We start from the raw sequence: 16,095 nt of genomic DNA on the forward strand, positions 1-16,095 counted from the left end.
CTGCCGGACACGGATCGGCCGGACGCAGACCAGGCGCACGGGACCCAGCCGCGCGCAGGCCAGCCGCGCGCAGGCCAGCGAACAAGCCGGCGCAGGCCAGCGAACACCGATCAACCGAACCCGGACCACCCACACGTGGATCAACCGCGCGCAGGCAGCCCGACTCGGACCAGCCGGTCCGGCTAGTACTGCGTCTGCAAGTGCTCCCAGAACCCGTCCCGCAGCGCCCGTCTGAGGTCCGACTGGCCGCGCAGCGAGTACTGGAGCATGCCCTCCGCCTCCACCAGCAGGTCCTGGTCGACGGAGCCCGGCAGGTAGGGGTGGCCGGGCAGCAGTTCCACGAGGGCTTCCCGGCCGCGCGCCGCCAGCCACTTCGCCGCGATCTGCGCGCCGATGAAGCGGACGTCGTCACGGGTGGGCCGGGCCGCGCCGGCCGGTTCGTAGGTCTGGGCGGTGCGCCGGGAGACGTACGGTTTGAAGAAGTCGAGGTCGAGGGTGCGCTGGCTGTCGACCTCCCACAGCAGGGGTTCCGCCTGGTTGCGGCCTTCGGGGGCCTCGATGCCCCAGAGGTGGACGCGGGCGCCGTACCCCTGCGCGGCCTCCACGGCCGAGACCAGGTCCTCGTCGCCGCCCAGCAGCGCCGCGTCGCTGATGGCGCGGTGCCGGGCGAGGGACTCCAGGTCACTGCGGATCAGGGAGTCGACGCCCTTCTGCTGGTTGTTGGCGTTCAGGTTGCCCAGCCGGACCTTGACGTCGGGGAGTTCGGCGATGGTCTGCTGTTCGGAGGTGTGGATGCGGCGGCGGGCGCCGTCGTACCAGTAGACGCGCAGCAGCCGGCTGTCCGCGAAGATCGTGCGCGCGCGGTCGATGAGCGCGTCGATCAGGCCCTCGGCGTCGAGGTCGAAGGCCCGGCGGTCCTCGGTCCCGGTGAGCAGCCGGCCCGCCGCCGCGTAGAGGTACCCCGCGTCGACGAAGATCGCATGGGTCGAGGGTGTCTTCGCCACCTCGGCGAGCATGCGGGTGAGCAGCTCGTTCGTGCGGTCGATGCGGGCGGCGAGGGCCGCGAGGTCGTCGTTCATCGCGCCCATTGTCCCGGCGGTCACGCTGCGAACACAACCGGTCCCGTTCGGTCTCCGCAAGCTCACGCGCCGACCACGGCGGACTGCCTGTCGCCGGCCGGCATGGCGGGCTCCCTTACCGGTTAGTAGTTAGACGTTCGAAAAATTTCTTTAGCGTAGGGAATGTTTGTAACACGCATCCCGTTGACTCTTCACGTACAGCAATTCTCCTCAGGAGGATGACCAGACGAAGGGAGAAGCCCATGCGCTTCGAAATCATGCGACTCGACGACGTCGACGGCACCCCCGTGGACAGCACCGTCGTGGACGCCGCCTCCGTCAACCGGATCGTTCAGCAGGCCGCCGCCATCGGGCAGCGGCTGTGGATCCGTCCGGCCGACGCCTCGGCCTCGTAACACCACGGGTCCTCACACAGACTTCAGAGCCCCCCACGGCACGACGCCGTGAGGGGCTCTGCGCGTACCGGAAGGGCTCAGGCCGCCTGGATCACCTGCGTGACGCCGTTGATGATCTGCTGCACGGCGATGGCGGAGAGCATCATGCCCGCGAGGCGCGTCACGAGGACCACGCCGCCGTCCTTGATGACCCGGATGATGAGCAGCGAGTAGCGCATCACCACCCACAGCACGACATGGATGGCGAGGATGGCCGTCCACACCGACACCTGCGTGGCCGCGCTGTCGGCCTTCTGCACAGCCAGGATGACGGACACGATCGCACCGGGACCGGCCAGCAGGGGCATGCCGAGCGGGACCAGCGCCACGTTGACGTCCTTCGTCTGCTTGGGCTCGTCGGTCTTGCCGGTCAGCAGGTCGAGGGCGATCAGCAGGAGCAGCAGCCCGCCCGCGATCATCAGCGCGGGCACGGAGACGTGCAGGTAGTTCAGGATCTGGTGGCCGAGGAGCCCGAAGACGGTGATGACGGCGCCGGCCACGCAGACGGCCTGGAAGGCCATCCGCTTCTGCACCTTGGCGGGCGCCCCGAGGTCAGCGCGAGGAAGATCGGGGTGATCCCGGGGGGATCCATGATGACGAAGAGGGTGAGGAAGAGGGAGCCGAAGACGGCGACGTCGAACATCAGTACGGGAGCCTTGCGGAAAGTGGGTGAAGGGTGGCGGGTCGGGGGTGAGCCTCAGGCTCCGCCGGTCCCCGGCACCGGGAACGCGCCGGTCGCACGCCGGGTGATCTCCCCGTAGACCTCGGGGTCCGTCGTGTACTCGCCGAGCACGCACGTCTTGCGGCTGCCGTGATAGTCGCTCGACCCGGTCACCAGGAGCCCCAGGTCCGCGGCGAGCCCGCGCAGCCGCGCGCGGGTGTCGTCGTCGTGGTCCATGTGGTCGACCTCGATGCCGTCGAGGCCCGCGGCGGCCAGTTCGGCGATCGCGGACTCCGGCACCGTCCGGCCCCGCTTGCTCGCGGCCGGGTGGGCGAAGACGGTGACCCCGCCCGCCGCCTTGACCAGCCGGATCGCTTCGAAGGGGTCGGTCTCGTGCTTCTCGACGTAGGCCCGGCCCCCGTCGGACAGCCAGTCCTGGGTGAACGCGTCGCTCACGGTCGGCACGACGCCGAGTTCGACGAGCGCGGTGGCGACGTGCGGACGCCCGACCGAGCCCTCCCCCGCGATCCGCGCGACCTGCTCCCAGGTGACGGGGACACCCAGCTCGTTGAGCCGGGCGACCATCCCGCGCGCCCGCGGCACCCGGTCGTCACGCACCAGCTCGCGCTCGGCGAGCAGGGCGGGCTCGTCGGGGTCGAAGAGGTAGGCCAGCATGTGCATGCTGATGCCGTCGACACGGCAGGACAGTTCGGCCCCGGTGACGAGTGTCAGCCCGCTCGGCAGCGCGGCGATCGCCTCGGCGTACCCACGGGTGCTGTCGTGGTCGGTCAGCGCGACGACGTCCAGTCCGGCGGCGGCGGCGTTGCGCACCAGCTCGGCCGGGGTGTCCGTACCGTCGGAAGCCGTGGAGTGGCAGTGCAGATCGATGCGCACGACGCGGGCTCCAAGCGGTGACGGGCGGACGGGGACGCTCAAGGATAACCGGATTTCCGGACCTCCCTGTCACACCCGAACCAGGGGAGCGACCCCTACACTCCGAGCGCCCCCTACACCCCGAGCGACCCCTACACCCCGGCACCCGGACGCCCAGGGCACCCCGGTACCCCAACACCCGAGCACCCTGCACCCCGATATCCCGGCACCCGCGCCCGCATCGAAGCCTCACACCGGGGACGACGCCCCTACGGCTCCAGCAACCGCGGCGACAGCGCCCCGCACGGCACCAGTTCGACCTCCGCCCCCGCGTCCCGCAGGTCGGTCAGCACCAGTTCGTCGTACATCAGCAGCCCCGACTGCTCGGGCCAGACGACCGCCCACAGCCACAGCCCCCGCGCCTCGCCCGCGAAGACCGCGCGGTCGTCGGGGGCGCCGTTGACCAGCCAGAGCGGGGTGGGGCGGCCGGCGGCGAGGACCTTGGCCTGGGGCGGCTTCTCGACGTTCATGTGCGGGCCGGGGTCGGGGCCGTCCATCCCGGCGTAGCGCGCGCCGAGTCCGACGCCCAGCTCCTCGGCCACGAGGATCAGCTCCCCCATGCCGCCGAGCGGGCCGGGGCCCGTGCACGCGACGGCGCTGGCGCGACCGCCGCCGCGGTCGTCACCGGCGTAGGTCACGCCCGTGAACAGCCAGCCGACCGGCAGCGGCCACGGCATCCACACCGGCACCTGGGTACGGTGCACGACGACGCTGAGGGCCTCGACGCTGGGCGGGATCACGGGCTGGAGCGGATACACGGCCCCATGCGCATCGCACTGCCAGGAATCGGAGAAGAGGCCGGGAGCCCTGACCCGGCCACCACACTTCGGGCAACTGGGTTCGCCCCTCATAGAGCCCCACGGTCCTACCCGATCCGGCCCACGTCAAGGACGATCACCCGTCCGGGCGGAACCCGGTGCAACGAAGCCTTATAGATGTATCCTGCACTAGTTAGCTTGGCTAACATAGTTTATGTAAAAGCCAACTACCTGTTCGGGACGGGAGCAAGCATGGACCCCTTCGATGCGGGAGCCGGTGGCCTTCTGCGGCAGCCCAGGGCCGTCTGGGTGACGGCCGGCGCGTCCGTCGTCGCCTTCATGGGCATCGGACTCGTCGACCCGATCCTGCCGTCCATCGCCCAGGGTCTGGACGCCACGGCCGGCCAGGTCTCGCTCCTCTTCACCTCGTACTTCCTGATCACCGCCTTCGCGATGCTGGTGACCGGCTTCGTCTCCAGCCGGATCGGCGGCCGCCGGACCCTGCTGCTCGGCCTCGCCCTCGTCGTCGTCTTCGCGGGCCTGGCCGGCACCTCCGACACCGTCGGACAGCTCGTCGGGTACCGGGCCGGCTGGGGCCTGGGCAACGCGCTGTTCGTCTCCACCGCCCTAGCGGTGATCGTCGGCGCGGCGGCGGGAGGGAGCGCGGCGGCGGTCCTGCTGTACGAGTCCGCCCTGGGCCTCGGCATGGCGTGCGGGCCCCTGCTCGGCGCGCTGCTCGGGGACGCCAGCTGGCGCTACCCCTTCTTCGGCACCGCGGTGCTGATGGCGATCGGCTTCCTGTGCATCACCGCGTTCCTGAAGGAGCAGCCGAAGCCGGCCCTCAGGACCTCGCTGCTGGACCCGCTCAAGGCGCTCGGCCACGGCGGTCTGGCGTCGGCGGCGGTCTCGGCGTTCTGCTACAACTACACGTTCTTCACCGTGCTAGCCTTCACGCCCTTCGTGCTGGACATGACGCCCTACAGGTCGGGCGCGGTGTTCTTCGCCTGGGGCCTGCTGCTCGCCGTCTTCTCGGTCCTGGTGGCCCCGCGGCTCCAGAGGCGGTTCGGCTCGCTGAAGGTGCTCGGCGGCTCACTGCTGCTGCTCGCCGCCGACGTCCTGGTCCTCGGCTACGGCGGCCACGCCACCGCCGTGGTGTGCACGATCCTGTCCGGCGCCTTCATCGGTGTGAACAACACCGTGTACACCGAGCTGGCCCTGGGCGTGTCGGACGCCCCGCGGCCGGTCGCGAGCGCCGGCTACAACTTCGTGCGCTGGTTCGCCGCGGCCGCCGCGCCGTTCTTCGCACCGAGGATCGAGGAGTGGACCGACATCCACGTCCCGTTCGTCGTCGCGGCGGTCACCGCGGTGCTCGGCGCGGCCGTGGTCGTCGTACGGCGCCGGGCGCTCACCCACGAAGCGGCGGAGCCGGAGCCGCGGCACGCGACCGAGGACGGGGTCACCGTGTTCGCCAACTGACCGGATCCGGCCGTCGATCGGTGAGTTCGGTCACTCCAGCGGGACGACCTGCGGGACGGATCCCGCAGGTCCGTCCCGTGCGTCAGCCAGCGCTCCTGGAGGGCCTGGGCGCCGTGCACGCGCTTCCAGGCGGCCTCGTTGGGGGTCATCGGCAGCAGCGGCAGGAAGTGGACCGGGTCGAGGGGCTCGTCCAGGTCCAGGTCCTCGATCAGACCGCCGGGTTCGGCGACCAGTACGGAGGTGAACGGGGCGCCGGGCCACAGGGGTTCACCGACGTCCAGGGAGGCGCCGGGTGCCACGACCACGCCCTCGACCTGCGGGGAAGCGGCGAGCACGGCGAGCGGCCGGAGCACCTTGTCGGTGTCGGCGAGGCCGGCGCGCACGGACAGGACCAGCTCGGCGCGCGGGCCCTTGACCGGGTCGGCGAGCATCGCGGTGGGGTCGCTCATCGGCTGCGCGGACATGCCGAGGGTCGTGTAGCGGACGATGTCGCCCTCCTGGAAGCGCAGAACCTCGATGCGGTCCGTACCCAGGAAGGTGACCGCGGCGCGGGCGTCCGGCTCGCCCAACGCGCTGCGCAACCGGGCCTCGACCAGAGGAAGAACATCTGCCATGCCGCGAGCATAGAACTCGCCAGTACCGGGCGAAGCAGCACCTTGACACTTCGGTCGGCTGATACCCTGGGCCGGTGGTTCGGGGCAGCACGCAGAAGCGTCGCGATCAAGCCCCGACGCCGAAGGTATTCCCTTACGGGGGACCGGCTGGAGGAGGTGGGGCTGTCATGGATCGAAGTCGACCGTGCAGTACCACTCGCTCTTCCCGCCGCTGATGTAGCTCTGGGGCTCCGGCCGACCGCCGCCTCTCGCGTTCGCGTTCACACTCGGAAGAGCACTTCGTTTCGTTGTACCGGATCCCCCTGACCTCTTCGGTCCGCGCGATCCGTCTGATCTGAAGCAGTAGCTGAATCAGTAGCGAAACCCGCCACCGCGACGGTGCGGTGCTCCCCGCTTTGTGGACGTGCCAAACATCCGCAGTCAGGACGTCCCCATTCCGGGTAGTTCCATCCGTCGTCGGCGCCTTTCGTTGCCTGTCGCGAAGGAGCCTGCCATGTCGATGATCCGCGACCTGCGTGCCGTGGTCCGCCCGTCCCGCCCCTCCCTGCGCAAGGAGAGCGGCGCGTACGACACCACTCGCGACCCCGCCACCCCCTCGGCCGTCGTCGACTGCGCCGTCTACCGCGACGCGCCCGCGTCGAGACGGCGACGCCGCTGACCCCGCACGAGGCGATGCGCCTGGTGCGCCGCGACGGCGGCTTCGTGTGGATCGGACTCCACGAGCCGACGGAGAGCGAGTTCGCGGGTATCGCCCGGGAGTTCGGGCTGCACCCGCTGGCCGTGGAGGACGCGGTCCAGGCCCACCAGCGCCCCAAGCTGGAGCGCTACGACGACTCCCTGTTCACCGTCTTCAAGACCATCCACTACGTCGAGCACGACCAGTTCGACGCCAACAGCGAGGTCGTGGAGACCGGCGAGGTCATGTGCTTCACCGGGAAGGACTTCTTCATCACCGTCCGGCACGGCGGCCAGGGCTCGTTGCGCGCGCTGCGCCACCGCCTCCAGGACGACCCGGAGTTGCTCGACAAGGGCCCCTCGGCGGTGCTGCACGCGATCGCCGACCATGTCGTCGACGGCTACATCGCGGTGGCCGACGCCGTGCAGGACGACATCGACGAGGTCGAGACGGAGGTGTTCTCGCCGGGCCGCAAGGGCAGCCCGCGCGGCACCGACGCCGGCCGGATCTACCAACTCAAGCGCGAGGTACTCGAGTTCAAGCGGGCCGTGTCGCCGCTGCTGCGGCCGATGCAACTGCTGAGCGAGCGGCCGATGCGGCTGATCGACCCCGACATCCAGAAGTACTTCCGCGATGTGGCCGACCACCTCGCCCGGGTCCAGGAACAGGTCATCGGCTTCGACGAACTGCTCAACTCGATCCTCCAGGCCAACCTCGCGCAGGCGTCCGTCGCGCAGAACGAGGACATGCGCAAGATCACGTCCTGGGCGGCCATCATCGCCGTACCGACGATGGTCTGCGGGGTCTACGGCATGAACTTCGACCACATGCCGGAGCTGCACTGGCGGTACGGCTACCCCGTGATGATGTCGGTGACGGTGGCGCTCTGTGTGGGCATCCACCGCACGCTGAAGCGCAACGGCTGGCTGTGAGTACCGCCTGGATAGGGTGGTCCCCATGACACGCGAGCTGCTCGATCCGGCCCTCGTCGAGGAGGCCACCAAGAAGTCCGGCCTCATCTGGGTCGAGGCGGCCGGTGAACGCACGGCGCGGGCGCTGTGGCACGTGTGGCACGAGGGCGCGGCCGCTCTGGTCGGCGACGGTCCCGGCGAGCAGCCACTGCCGGGACTGGCCGACGGTGCGACGGCCGAGGTGACCGTCCGCAGCAAGGACAAGGGCGGCCGGCTGGTCACCTGGACCGCGCGGGTCGTGCAGCTCGCCCCCGGCACCGAGGCGTGGGAGGCGGCCGTCGCCGACCTCAAGGGCAAGCGGCTGAACGCGCCCGACGGCGAGGCGATGACCGGACGCTGGGCGCGCGAGTGCCGGGTGATCCGGCTGGAGCCGACCGGCGGTACGTCGCCGCTGCCCGACGGGAACCTGGCGGCGCCGCCGGTGCCGTCCCCGGCGACCACCCGTCAGCCGGCCCCCGCGGGCCTGCCGAGGCTGCTGCTGAAGAAGAAACGGAAGAAGGGCACGCGCGCGTAGCCGGTCACGACGTCGGCAGTTCCTTGCCGTAGTCCACGGTCTCGCCCTTCGCCGGCTCCTCCAGGGTGAAGTCCTTGCCCCAGGCGGAGAAGGTCAGCGTGCCCGCCCCGCCCGCGCGCACCAGGCGCAGCGGGTAGGGCTTGCCCTCCAGGGACACGTCCAGCGTGCCGCCGGAGCCCCCGTCACCCGTGATGCGGATGGTGCGCACCCCGGCCTGCTCGTGGTGCCCGTCCTTGTCCAGCGAACCGTGCAGTGTCAGCACACTGTCGAGAAGGAGGTCCTTGTCCGTGAACCCGCTGAACTTCTTGTACGAGGGATCACCGGTCGGCACCTTCACGTACTTGTCGTCCAGTTTGCCCGCGGCAGCGGTGTCGGAGCCGGCGTCGTCGCCCTTGCCGTCCTCGTGCTTCCAGAACGCGGCGTCCGCCTTGAGGAACAGCTCCTCGTCGACCCGCAGCAGGTGGAACGCGGTGCCGTCGGCGGTGACCGATCCCGTGGCGCCGTCCGACTTCAGGCTCATGTCGAGCTTGTACGACTTCCCGCCGGCGACCACGGTCCCCGACAGCCGCACCGCGTCCACCGCCGCGGCGGCCGCCTGTGCCTTCGCCTGGATCTTGTCGGCGGTCAGTTTGCCGACCCCGTTCGTCCCCGCGTCCGGGTCCTCGCTGCCGCACCCGGTGAGCCCCAGGCCCGTCACGGCCAGCGCGCACATCGCGCTCACCAGCGCGGCCCGTCGACGGGTACGGCCCTGGGCGATCGCAGTCACAGAGGGGGCTGCCTTTCTGCGGGGGACTCCTGAACGGCGTACCGCAGCGTACCGGGGTCCCGGAGGGCGAACGGAGCCAGTCCGTCCGGACCGCTCACCAGGGCGTACCCGATCGGGACGGGCTAGCCTGAAGCCCGCACGAGCGGGCAATTGGGAAAAGAACCTCACCCGCAACACCGCGGGGAACAGGACAGCGCACACCCCGTACGAGCGCGTACGAGAAGGAGGTCCGGACATGGCAGCGGGCGCCCCCCGGATCTTCGTCTCCCACCTCGCCGGAGTCGCCGTGTTCGACCCCAACGGCGACACCGTGGGGCGGGTCCGCGACCTGGTCGTCATGCTGCGGGTCGGACGCAAGCCGCCGAGGCTGCTCGGACTGGTCGTCGAACTGACCAACCGGCGCCGCGTCTTCCTGCCCATGACCCGGGTGACCAGCATCGAGTCCGGCCAGGTCCTCAGCACCGGCGTCCTGAACGTCCGCCGCTTCGAACAGCGGCCCACCGAGCGGCTCGTCTTCGGGGAGCTGCTCGACCGGCGCGTCACGCTCGCCGAGACCGGCGAGGAGGTCACCGTCCTCGACCTGTCCGTACGGCAGTTGCCGGCCCGCCGGGACTGGGAGATCGACCGGATCTTCGTGCAGAAGGGCAGGAAGTCGGGCGCCTTCCGGCGCGGCAGGGGCGAGAAGCTGACCGTGGAGTGGTCGTCGGTGACCGGCTTCTCCCTGGAGGAGCACGGGCAGGGCGCGGAGAGCCTCCTGGCCACGTTCGAGCAGCTGCGCCCGGCCGACCTGGCGAACGTCCTGCACCACCTGTCCGCCAAGCGCCGCGCGGAGGTGGCCGCCGCCCTCGACGACGACCGGCTCGCCGACGTGCTGGAGGAACTGCCGGAGGACGACCAGATCGAGATCCTCGGCAAGCTGAAGGAGGAGCGCGCCGCGGACGTCCTGGAGGCCATGGACCCCGACGACGCGGCCGACCTGCTCTCCGAGCTGCCCGAGGAGGACAAGGAGCGGCTGCTGAGCCTGATGGAGCCCGACGACGCCGCCGACATGCGCCGCCTGATGGCGTACGAGGAGCACACGGCGGGCGGTCTGATGACGACCGAGCCGATCGTGCTGCGGCCCGACGCGACCGTCGCCGACGCCCTCGCCCGGGTCCGCAACGCCGACCTCTCCCCCGCGCTCGCCGCCCAGGTCTACGTCTGCCGGCCGCCCGACGAGACGCCGACCGGCAAGTACCTGGGCACGGTCCACTTCCAGCGGCTGCTGCGCGACCCCCCGTACACGCTGGTCAGCTCCATCCTCGACGACGACCTCCAGACCCTCTCGCCGGGCGCGACACTGCCCGTGGTCGCCGGGTTCTTCGCGACGTACGACATGGTCGCGGCGCCCGTCGTCGACGAGGCGGGCTCGCTGCTCGGCGCGGTGACCGTGGACGACGTGCTGGACCACATGCTGCCCGAGGACTGGCGGGAGACGGAGTTCCACCTGGTCGAGGGGGAGGTGCCCGATGGCTCCCGAGCGTGACCTCACCCGCTCCGAGCGGTCCCCGGCCGGCGCCACGGCGTCGGCCCGTCCCCGCGTCCGGCTGGACCAGCCGCGCCTGCCCCGGCGCCGGATCCTGCCCGAGTGGGACCCGGAGGCCTTCGGGCGGCTCTCGGAGCGCATCGCCCGGTTCCTGGGCACCGGACGGTTCATCGTCTGGATGACGATCGTCATCATCGTGTGGGTGCTGTGGAACTCCTTCGCCCCACGCGACCTGCGCTTCGACAACTACCCCTTCATCTTCCTGACGTTCATGCTGTCGCTCCAGGCCTCCTACGCGGCCCCGCTGATCCTGCTCGCGCAGAACCGGCAGGACGACCGCGACCGGGTCAACCTGGAGCAGGACCGCAAGCAGAACGAGCGGTCCATCGCGGACACCGAGTACCTGACCCGGGAGATCGCCGCCCTGCGGATCGGGCTCGGCGAGGTCGCCACCCGGGACTGGATCCGCTCCGAACTCCAGGACATGGTGAAGGAGCTGGAGGGGCTGCGGGACGGCCACGTCGTATTCCCGGCGGAACGGTCGCGGGGACGTGACGTAGACGACCGCTGACGGGCATCCCGACGCCCCCGCGAAGCGCCGTACCATCGACCTCATGGCTACGGAAGACGCGGTGCGTGAAGCACTGGCGACGGTGAACGACCCCGAGATCAACCGCCCCATCACCGAACTCGGGATGGTCAAGTCGGTGGACATCGGGGCGGACGGAGCGGTCGCGGTCGCCGTCTACCTGACGGTGTCCGGCTGCCCGATGCGCGAGACGATCACCCAGCGCGTCACCGATGCGGTCGCCGCGGTCGACGGTGTCACGCGGGTCGACGTGACCCTGGACGTGATGAGCGACGAGCAGCGCAAGGAGCTGGCGACCGCGCTGCGCGGCGGCCAGACCGAGCGCGAGGTGCCCTTCGCCAAGCCGGGCTCGCTCACGCGCGTGTACGCGGTCGCGTCCGGCAAGGGCGGCGTCGGCAAGTCGTCGGTGACGGTGAACCTGGCGGCGGCGATGGCGGCCGACGGCCTGAAGGTGGGCGTCGTCGACGCCGACATCTACGGCCACAGCGTGCCGCGCATGCTAGGCGCGGACGGCCGTCCCACCCAGGTCGAGAACATGATCATGCCGCCGTCGGCGCACGGCGTGAAGGTCATCTCGATCGGCATGTTCACCCCGGGCAACGCGCCGGTCGTATGGCGCGGCCCGATGCTCCACCGCGCGCTCCAGCAGTTCCTGGCCGACGTGTACTGGGGCGACCTGGACGTCCTGCTGCTGGACCTCCCGCCGGGCACCGGCGACATCGCGATCTCGGTGGCCCAGCTGGTCCCGAACGCGGAGATCCTGGTCGTCACCACACCCCAGCAGGCGGCGGCCGAGGTGGCCGAGCGGGCGGGCTCCATCGCCGTCCAGACCCACCAGAAGATCGTCGGTGTCGTCGAGAACATGTCCGGGCTGCCCTGCCCGCACTGCGGCGAGATGGTCGACGTGTTCGGCTCCGGCGGCGGCCAGTCCGTCGCGGACGGCCTGACCCGCACCACGGGCGCCTCGGTGCCGGTCCTCGGCTCCATCCCCATCGACGTCCGCCTCCGCGAAGGCGGCGACGAGGGCAAGCCGGTCGTCCTCACCGACCCGGACTCCCCGGCGGGTGCCGCCCTGCGCGCCATCGCGGGCAAGCTGGGCGGCCGCCAGCGCGGTCTGTCGGGCCTCTCCCTGGGCATCACCCCGAAGAACAAGTTCTGACCCGTCGTACGGCAACGGGGGCGCCGTCCGTCAGGACCGGCGCCCCCGTTGCCGTCACCGCCGCTACTCGTACTCGGCGATGTCCTTGATCACGGCGAAGCCGAGGCCGTACGCGCTCATGCCCCTCCCGTACGCCCCCACGTGCACCCCCGCCTGCGTCGAGCCGGCCAGCACCCAGCCGAACTCGGACTCGCGGTAGTGGAAGGGCGTCGGCACACCGTCGACCGGCAGGGACAGCGTGGACCAGTCCGCGCCGGACAGATCGTCGGCCAGCACCCACGCCGTCTCGGTCTGCTGCTCCAGCCAGTCGTCACGCAGGCTGTGGTCCATCTGGCCCGGCCAGGTGAAGGACAGCAGCCCCACACCCGCCAGCCAGGCCGCCGAGGACACCGAGGTGGCCTCCAGCAGGCCCGTGCCGTCCGCGCTGCGCCGTACGGGGTTCGCGGCGACGGTCACGACGACCGCGAACTTCCCGCGGTCCTCACCCGCCGTCTCGTGCCGCACGGACGGCTCGTCTCCGTGCCCGATCGAACCGTGCTCGACGGCACCGTCGGCCGCCGTGCCGACCTGCATCAGCCAGCGCGGTCCCGTGAAGGCCTCGTCGAGGCCGTACCACGGGAAGGGCGCCTCCAGGTAACCGTCGACCGTGCGCCGGGCGGAGGGGACCTGTTGTCCGCCCTCCGCGGCCGACGCCTGTACGACTGCCCGACTAGTCGTCTCCATGTCCCCGGACGCCTCCTCGTTCTCGCCGGACCGTACGGCCCGTCCCCCTTCGGGCGGCGTTGCCCTTCCGGGTACGGCCCGCACAACAACCAGGCAGCATAGCCACCCCGCTCGTGACTGCGGGGAAGCCGCCCGGCGCGTGGGGCGTGCGCCCCTCACATCGGGGGGCGCGGGAGGCTCAGGTGGCGTCCGCGTCGAAGGGCGGGCGGTCTTCCTTGCCCGGCTCCTCCGGCTTCTTCGTCATGTCGATACGGTCACCGGACGCGGCGGACGAGGAGGACTCCTGGGCGCGGCTGTGGACGGCGTCCGTGACCTCGGCCATCTCCTTCTTCAGGTCGAAGCCGTTGCGGATCTCCTTCAGCCCCAGGTCCTCGTTGTCCATCTGCTTGCGGATGAAGGTCTTGGGGTTGAGATCCTCGAACTCGAAGTCCTTGAACTCCGGGCCGAGTTCCTGCCGGATGTCCTGCTTGGCGCTCTCCGAGAACTCACGGATCTTCCGGACCGTGCGCATCACGTCCTGGATGACCTTCGGGAGCTTGTCCGGACCGAAGACGAGCACGGCCAGGACAATGATCGTCGCCAGCTCGAGCGGTCCTATGTCATTGAACACCTGAAGCTCCTTGCGATGTCCGCGGTCCGCGGTCCTCGGTGGCCCTCTGCGGCCCTCGGTCGCCAGTGCGGGTCGTCCATGGTCCGGGCCGGGTCCACGGTACCTGTCACACCTGTCCGACCGGTACCGTCCCGAGGTGTCCGGGTGGTTGCGGACGACCCGTTCTCCGCGTCGCCCGCCCGGGCGACCTGGGCATCGGCGTCCGGGATGTGAGGTTCCTGTCGATCGGCGGGCCGGTTCGGCCGCTGTCCGTCGGCGGGCCGGTTCAGCTGCTGTCCGAGGAGCCGAGCACCAGGGAGAGGGTGCGTTCCTTCCCGTCTCGTTCGACGGTCAGCTCCAGGCGGTCGCCGGGGCGGTGGGCGCGGGTCTTGACGATCAGTTCCTCACCGGAGTGGACGCGCCGGCCGTCGACCGCGGTGATGACGTCTCCCGGCCGGATGCCGGCCTTGTCGCCGGGGCCGCCCGCGGTCACCGGAGCGCTCCCGCCGCTGTCCTCGGTGCCGACTCGGGCGCCGTCGCCGGAATAGTCCATGTCGAGGATCACGCCGATGACCGGGTGGGTCGCCCTGCCCGTGTTGATCAGTTCCTCGGCGACCCGCTTGCCCTGGTTGACCGGGATGGCGAAGCCCAGGCCGATCGAACCGGCCTGGGCGCCGTCGGAGTCGGTGCCGTCCACGGCGGACCGGATGGCCGAGTTGATGCCGATGACCTGGCCCTGCGTGTCGAGGAGGGGGCCGCCGGAGTTGCCGGGGTTGATGGGCGCGTCGGTCTGCAGGGCGTCCACGTACGACACGTCGCTTCCGTCGCCGCTCTCGCCGCCGGCGGTGATGGGCCGCTCCTTGGCGCTGATGATGCCGGAGGTGACCGTGCCCGCCAGGTCGAAGGGGGCGCCGATGGCGACGACCGGGTCGCCGACCCGCACGTTGTCGGAGTTGCCGAGGGGCAGGGGCCTCATGCCCCGCACGCCGGTCACCTTCACCACCGCGAGGTCGTAGCCGCTGTCCTTGCCGACGACCTCGGCCTCGGCGGTCTGGCCGCCGTTGAAGACCACGGATATCTCGCCGTCGGACCCGGCGGGCTCGACGACGTGGCTGTTGGTGAGGATGTGCCCCCTCGTGTCGAGCACGAAGCCGGTGCCGGTGCCGGCCTCCTCGCTGCCGCTGACGTGCAGCGTGACGACGCTGGGCAGGGCACGGGCGGCGATCCCGGCGACGCTGTCCGCGTCCCGCCCGCCCGGCTCGGCGGGGGCCTGCGGCAGCTCCACCGCCCCCACCCCGCCGTTCCGCTCCAGATGGACCCCGACGCCGCCACCGACGCCCCCGGAGACCAGAGCCAGCAACAGGGCCCCACCGACCAGCCCACGACGCCCGCGCCTACGCCGCTGCTCCACGCTGAGGACAGCGCCCCCGGTGTGCTGAAGCGGCCCGGCCCCGAGCGGAACGGCCGCCCAGGGGTCGTAGCGGCCCCAGGGGTCGGAAGCGGCTTCGGGGGCCGCCGGGGGCGCGTGGGAGACGGGCGCGGCAGGAACGGGAACGCCGGTTGCGAACGGGGGCTTCTCGGGACCCACCACTGCGGGCCCACCTGGCACGCCTGACTCCGGGACGGCAACAGCACCCGGCACGGGCGAGAACGCCTCGAGGGCCGCCGCGCCGGGGGCGGCGAGGGCGGGCGTACCGGAGGCGGCCGGGGGCGCGTCGAAAGCGGGCGGGCCAGCGACGCCGGGAGCGAGCGACGGCATTTCGGGAGCCGCCACGGCGGGGGCACCCGAGGACGCCTCGAAAACCGGCACACCGGGGCCGACGGGAGCGGGCATGCCAGAGGCGCCCGGGACCGCGTCGAACACGGACGCACCACGGACGCCGGGAGCGAGGGAGGAACGAGCGGAGGCACCTCGGGAGCCGCCACGGCGGGGGGCACCCAGGGCGCGTCGAAGGCCGGCACACCGGGGCCGACGGGAGCGGGCATGCCAGAGGCGCCCGGGACCGCGTCGAACGCGGACGCACCAAGGACGCCGGGAGCGAGGGAGGGCATCTCGGGAGCGCCCGGACCTCGTACGTCGGCGACGCCGGGTGTCGGCGCCGTCGCCCCGGAGGCGGCTGTGGCGGAGGGCGGTGGCGCTGCCGGGTGCTGGACGGGCGGTGCGGGCGCCCAGGGGCCGGGCTCGCCGTAGGGCGGGGTGCTGTAGCGGTCGGGGTCGTGCAGGGGCTTGGGCCGGTCGGTGACGGCAGAGGGCTGGGACACGGGGTCGCCGACTGCGGTGACCCGGCCTGGTCCCCAGTGGGAGGCCGGAGCGCGCCATCGGCCGACTCGGCCGCCTCCCCCGAAGCCGACTGCGCGGGATCGGCCTCGGTGACGACCGGACCGACGCCCCCTTCGGGACGGGCCGGACCGTCAGCCCTTTCGGGACGGGCCAGATCGGCGGCGCCTTCGGGACGGGCCAGTTCGAAGTCGCCCTCGGGGACCGCGCCCCGCGCCGGCGGGCCCGGCTGCTCGGCGCCTGCCAGCCCGGCAGGACCACTTCCCTCAGGGACCGCGTCCTGCACACGCTCGCCCGGCCGCTCTTCGTCCACCCGCCCGACAGAGCTGCCCTCGGGAAACGCGTCCAGC

Annotated in this window: 13 protein-coding genes and 3 pseudogenes; 7 read left to right on the forward strand and 9 right to left on the reverse strand. The window is 71.4% G+C overall.

What is annotated here, in order from left to right:
* Positions 1-182 precede the first annotated feature (182 nt).
* Positions 183-1,079 carry an NYN domain-containing protein gene (locus BM536_RS29925; RefSeq protein ID WP_073493123.1) on the reverse strand — a complete coding sequence of 299 codons (897 nt, stop codon included), beginning with the start codon at positions 1,077-1,079 and terminating at the stop codon, positions 183-185.
* A 242-nt stretch (positions 1,080-1,321) separates the two neighbouring features.
* Here BM536_RS29925 and BM536_RS29930 point away from each other — a divergent pair, with 242 nt between their 5' ends.
* Positions 1,322-1,474, forward strand: a complete 153-nt coding sequence (locus tag BM536_RS29930; RefSeq protein ID WP_094103735.1) for a hypothetical protein — start codon at positions 1,322-1,324, stop codon at positions 1,472-1,474.
* Between the two features lie 77 nt (positions 1,475-1,551).
* On the opposite strand, the pseudogene BM536_RS29935 reads toward BM536_RS29930, so the two are convergent.
* The 3 genes and pseudogenes from BM536_RS29935 to BM536_RS29945 all read right to left on the reverse strand — a co-directional run bounded on the left by BM536_RS29935 (position 1,552) and on the right by BM536_RS29945 (position 3,958).
* Positions 1,552-2,156, reverse strand: a pseudogene (locus BM536_RS29935) (MarC family protein).
* Positions 2,157-2,210: 54 nt separating this feature from the next.
* A complete protein-coding gene (locus BM536_RS29940; protein WP_073493083.1) occupies positions 2,211-3,068 on the reverse strand; it encodes a PHP domain-containing protein in 858 nt (285 codons plus the stop codon).
* 248 nt (positions 3,069-3,316) lie between these two features.
* Entirely contained in the window at positions 3,317-3,958 is a 642-nt protein-coding gene (locus BM536_RS29945; protein ID WP_073493085.1) for a DUF6758 family protein, read from the reverse strand.
* 159 nt (positions 3,959-4,117) lie between these two features.
* Between BM536_RS29945 and BM536_RS29950 the strand changes: the two genes are divergently transcribed.
* The gene (locus tag BM536_RS29950; RefSeq protein WP_094103736.1) at positions 4,118-5,341 is read left to right on the forward strand and encodes an MFS transporter; all 1,224 of its coding nucleotides are present in this window, start codon (positions 4,118-4,120) and stop codon (positions 5,339-5,341) included.
* Positions 5,342-5,385: 44 nt separating this feature from the next.
* Here BM536_RS29950 and BM536_RS29955 read toward each other — a convergent pair.
* A pseudogene (locus BM536_RS29955) lies at positions 5,386-5,955 on the reverse strand (suppressor of fused domain protein); the annotation flags it as partial.
* A 493-nt stretch (positions 5,956-6,448) separates the two neighbouring features.
* Here BM536_RS29955 and BM536_RS29960 point away from each other — a divergent pair.
* Both BM536_RS29960 and BM536_RS29965 read left to right on the forward strand, forming a co-directional pair.
* Positions 6,449-7,563, forward strand: a pseudogene (locus tag BM536_RS29960) (magnesium and cobalt transport protein CorA).
* A 25-nt stretch (positions 7,564-7,588) separates the two neighbouring features.
* Positions 7,589-8,116: a hypothetical protein gene (locus tag BM536_RS29965; RefSeq protein WP_073493088.1), complete on the forward strand. Its 528-nt coding sequence runs from the start codon at positions 7,589-7,591 to the stop codon at positions 8,114-8,116.
* A 4-nt stretch (positions 8,117-8,120) separates the two neighbouring features.
* On the opposite strand, the gene BM536_RS29970 is transcribed toward BM536_RS29965, so the two are convergent.
* The gene (locus BM536_RS29970; RefSeq protein WP_211362998.1) at positions 8,121-8,828 is read right to left on the reverse strand and encodes a hypothetical protein; all 708 of its coding nucleotides are present in this window, start codon (positions 8,826-8,828) and stop codon (positions 8,121-8,123) included.
* A 289-nt stretch (positions 8,829-9,117) separates the two neighbouring features.
* Between BM536_RS29970 and BM536_RS29975 the strand changes: the two genes are divergently transcribed.
* The 3 genes from BM536_RS29975 to BM536_RS29985 are packed head-to-tail and all read left to right on the forward strand — an operon-like array spanning position 9,118 to position 12,155.
* A complete protein-coding gene (locus tag BM536_RS29975; RefSeq protein WP_073493092.1) occupies positions 9,118-10,407 on the forward strand; it encodes a magnesium transporter MgtE N-terminal domain-containing protein in 1,290 nt (429 codons plus the stop codon).
* Positions 10,391-10,978 (forward strand): DUF1003 domain-containing protein, encoded by a 588-nt coding sequence (locus BM536_RS29980; protein ID WP_073493094.1) that lies wholly within the window; start codon positions 10,391-10,393, stop codon positions 10,976-10,978. Before BM536_RS29975 ends, BM536_RS29980 begins: the two co-directional genes overlap by 17 nt.
* Before the next feature lie 43 nt (positions 10,979-11,021).
* Positions 11,022-12,155 (forward strand): Mrp/NBP35 family ATP-binding protein, encoded by a 1,134-nt coding sequence (locus tag BM536_RS29985; RefSeq protein ID WP_073493096.1) that lies wholly within the window; start codon positions 11,022-11,024, stop codon positions 12,153-12,155.
* A 63-nt stretch (positions 12,156-12,218) separates the two neighbouring features.
* Here BM536_RS29985 and BM536_RS29990 read toward each other — a convergent pair whose 3' ends face one another.
* From BM536_RS29990 to BM536_RS30000, 3 genes are all read right to left on the reverse strand, one after another.
* Positions 12,219-12,878 carry a hypothetical protein gene (locus tag BM536_RS29990; protein WP_211362975.1) on the reverse strand — a complete coding sequence of 220 codons (660 nt, stop codon included), beginning with the start codon at positions 12,876-12,878 and terminating at the stop codon, positions 12,219-12,221.
* A 178-nt stretch (positions 12,879-13,056) separates the two neighbouring features.
* The gene (locus BM536_RS29995) at positions 13,057-13,488 is read right to left on the reverse strand and encodes a sec-independent translocase (protein ID WP_073493100.1); all 432 of its coding nucleotides are present in this window, start codon (positions 13,486-13,488) and stop codon (positions 13,057-13,059) included.
* A 265-nt stretch (positions 13,489-13,753) separates the two neighbouring features.
* A complete protein-coding gene (locus tag BM536_RS30000; RefSeq protein WP_245873919.1) occupies positions 13,754-15,301 on the reverse strand; it encodes a S1C family serine protease in 1,548 nt (515 codons plus the stop codon).
* Positions 15,302-16,095: the final 794 nt, after the last annotated feature.

It is taken from the genome of Streptomyces phaeoluteigriseus, assembly GCF_001896135.2.
In the GTDB taxonomy this organism is placed as follows: domain Bacteria; phylum Actinomycetota; class Actinomycetes; order Streptomycetales; family Streptomycetaceae; genus Streptomyces; species Streptomyces phaeoluteigriseus.

Coding starts and splice junctions, on each gene's coding strand:
- BM536_RS29965 (WP_073493088.1), top strand. CDS start 7,589: ATGACACGCGAGCTGCTCGATCCGGCCCTCGTCGAGGAGGCCACCAAG.
- BM536_RS29980 (WP_073493094.1), top strand. CDS start 10,391: ATGGCTCCCGAGCGTGACCTCACCCGCTCCGAGCGGTCCCCGGCCGGC.
- BM536_RS30000 (WP_245873919.1), bottom strand. CDS start 15,301: ATGCCCGCTCCCGTCGGCCCCGGTGTGCCGGTTTTCGAGGCGTCCTCG.
- BM536_RS29950 (WP_094103736.1), top strand. CDS start 4,118: ATGGACCCCTTCGATGCGGGAGCCGGTGGCCTTCTGCGGCAGCCCAGG.
- BM536_RS29970 (WP_211362998.1), bottom strand. CDS start 8,828: ATGTGCGCGCTGGCCGTGACGGGCCTGGGGCTCACCGGGTGCGGCAGC.
- BM536_RS29975 (WP_073493092.1), top strand. CDS start 9,118: ATGGCAGCGGGCGCCCCCCGGATCTTCGTCTCCCACCTCGCCGGAGTC.
- BM536_RS29990 (WP_211362975.1), bottom strand. CDS start 12,878: ATGGAGACGACTAGTCGGGCAGTCGTACAGGCGTCGGCCGCGGAGGGC.
- BM536_RS29985 (WP_073493096.1), top strand. CDS start 11,022: ATGGCTACGGAAGACGCGGTGCGTGAAGCACTGGCGACGGTGAACGAC.
- BM536_RS29925 (WP_073493123.1), bottom strand. CDS start 1,079: ATGAACGACGACCTCGCGGCCCTCGCCGCCCGCATCGACCGCACGAAC.
- BM536_RS29945 (WP_073493085.1), bottom strand. CDS start 3,958: ATGAGGGGCGAACCCAGTTGCCCGAAGTGTGGTGGCCGGGTCAGGGCT.
- BM536_RS29930 (WP_094103735.1), top strand. CDS start 1,322: ATGCGCTTCGAAATCATGCGACTCGACGACGTCGACGGCACCCCCGTG.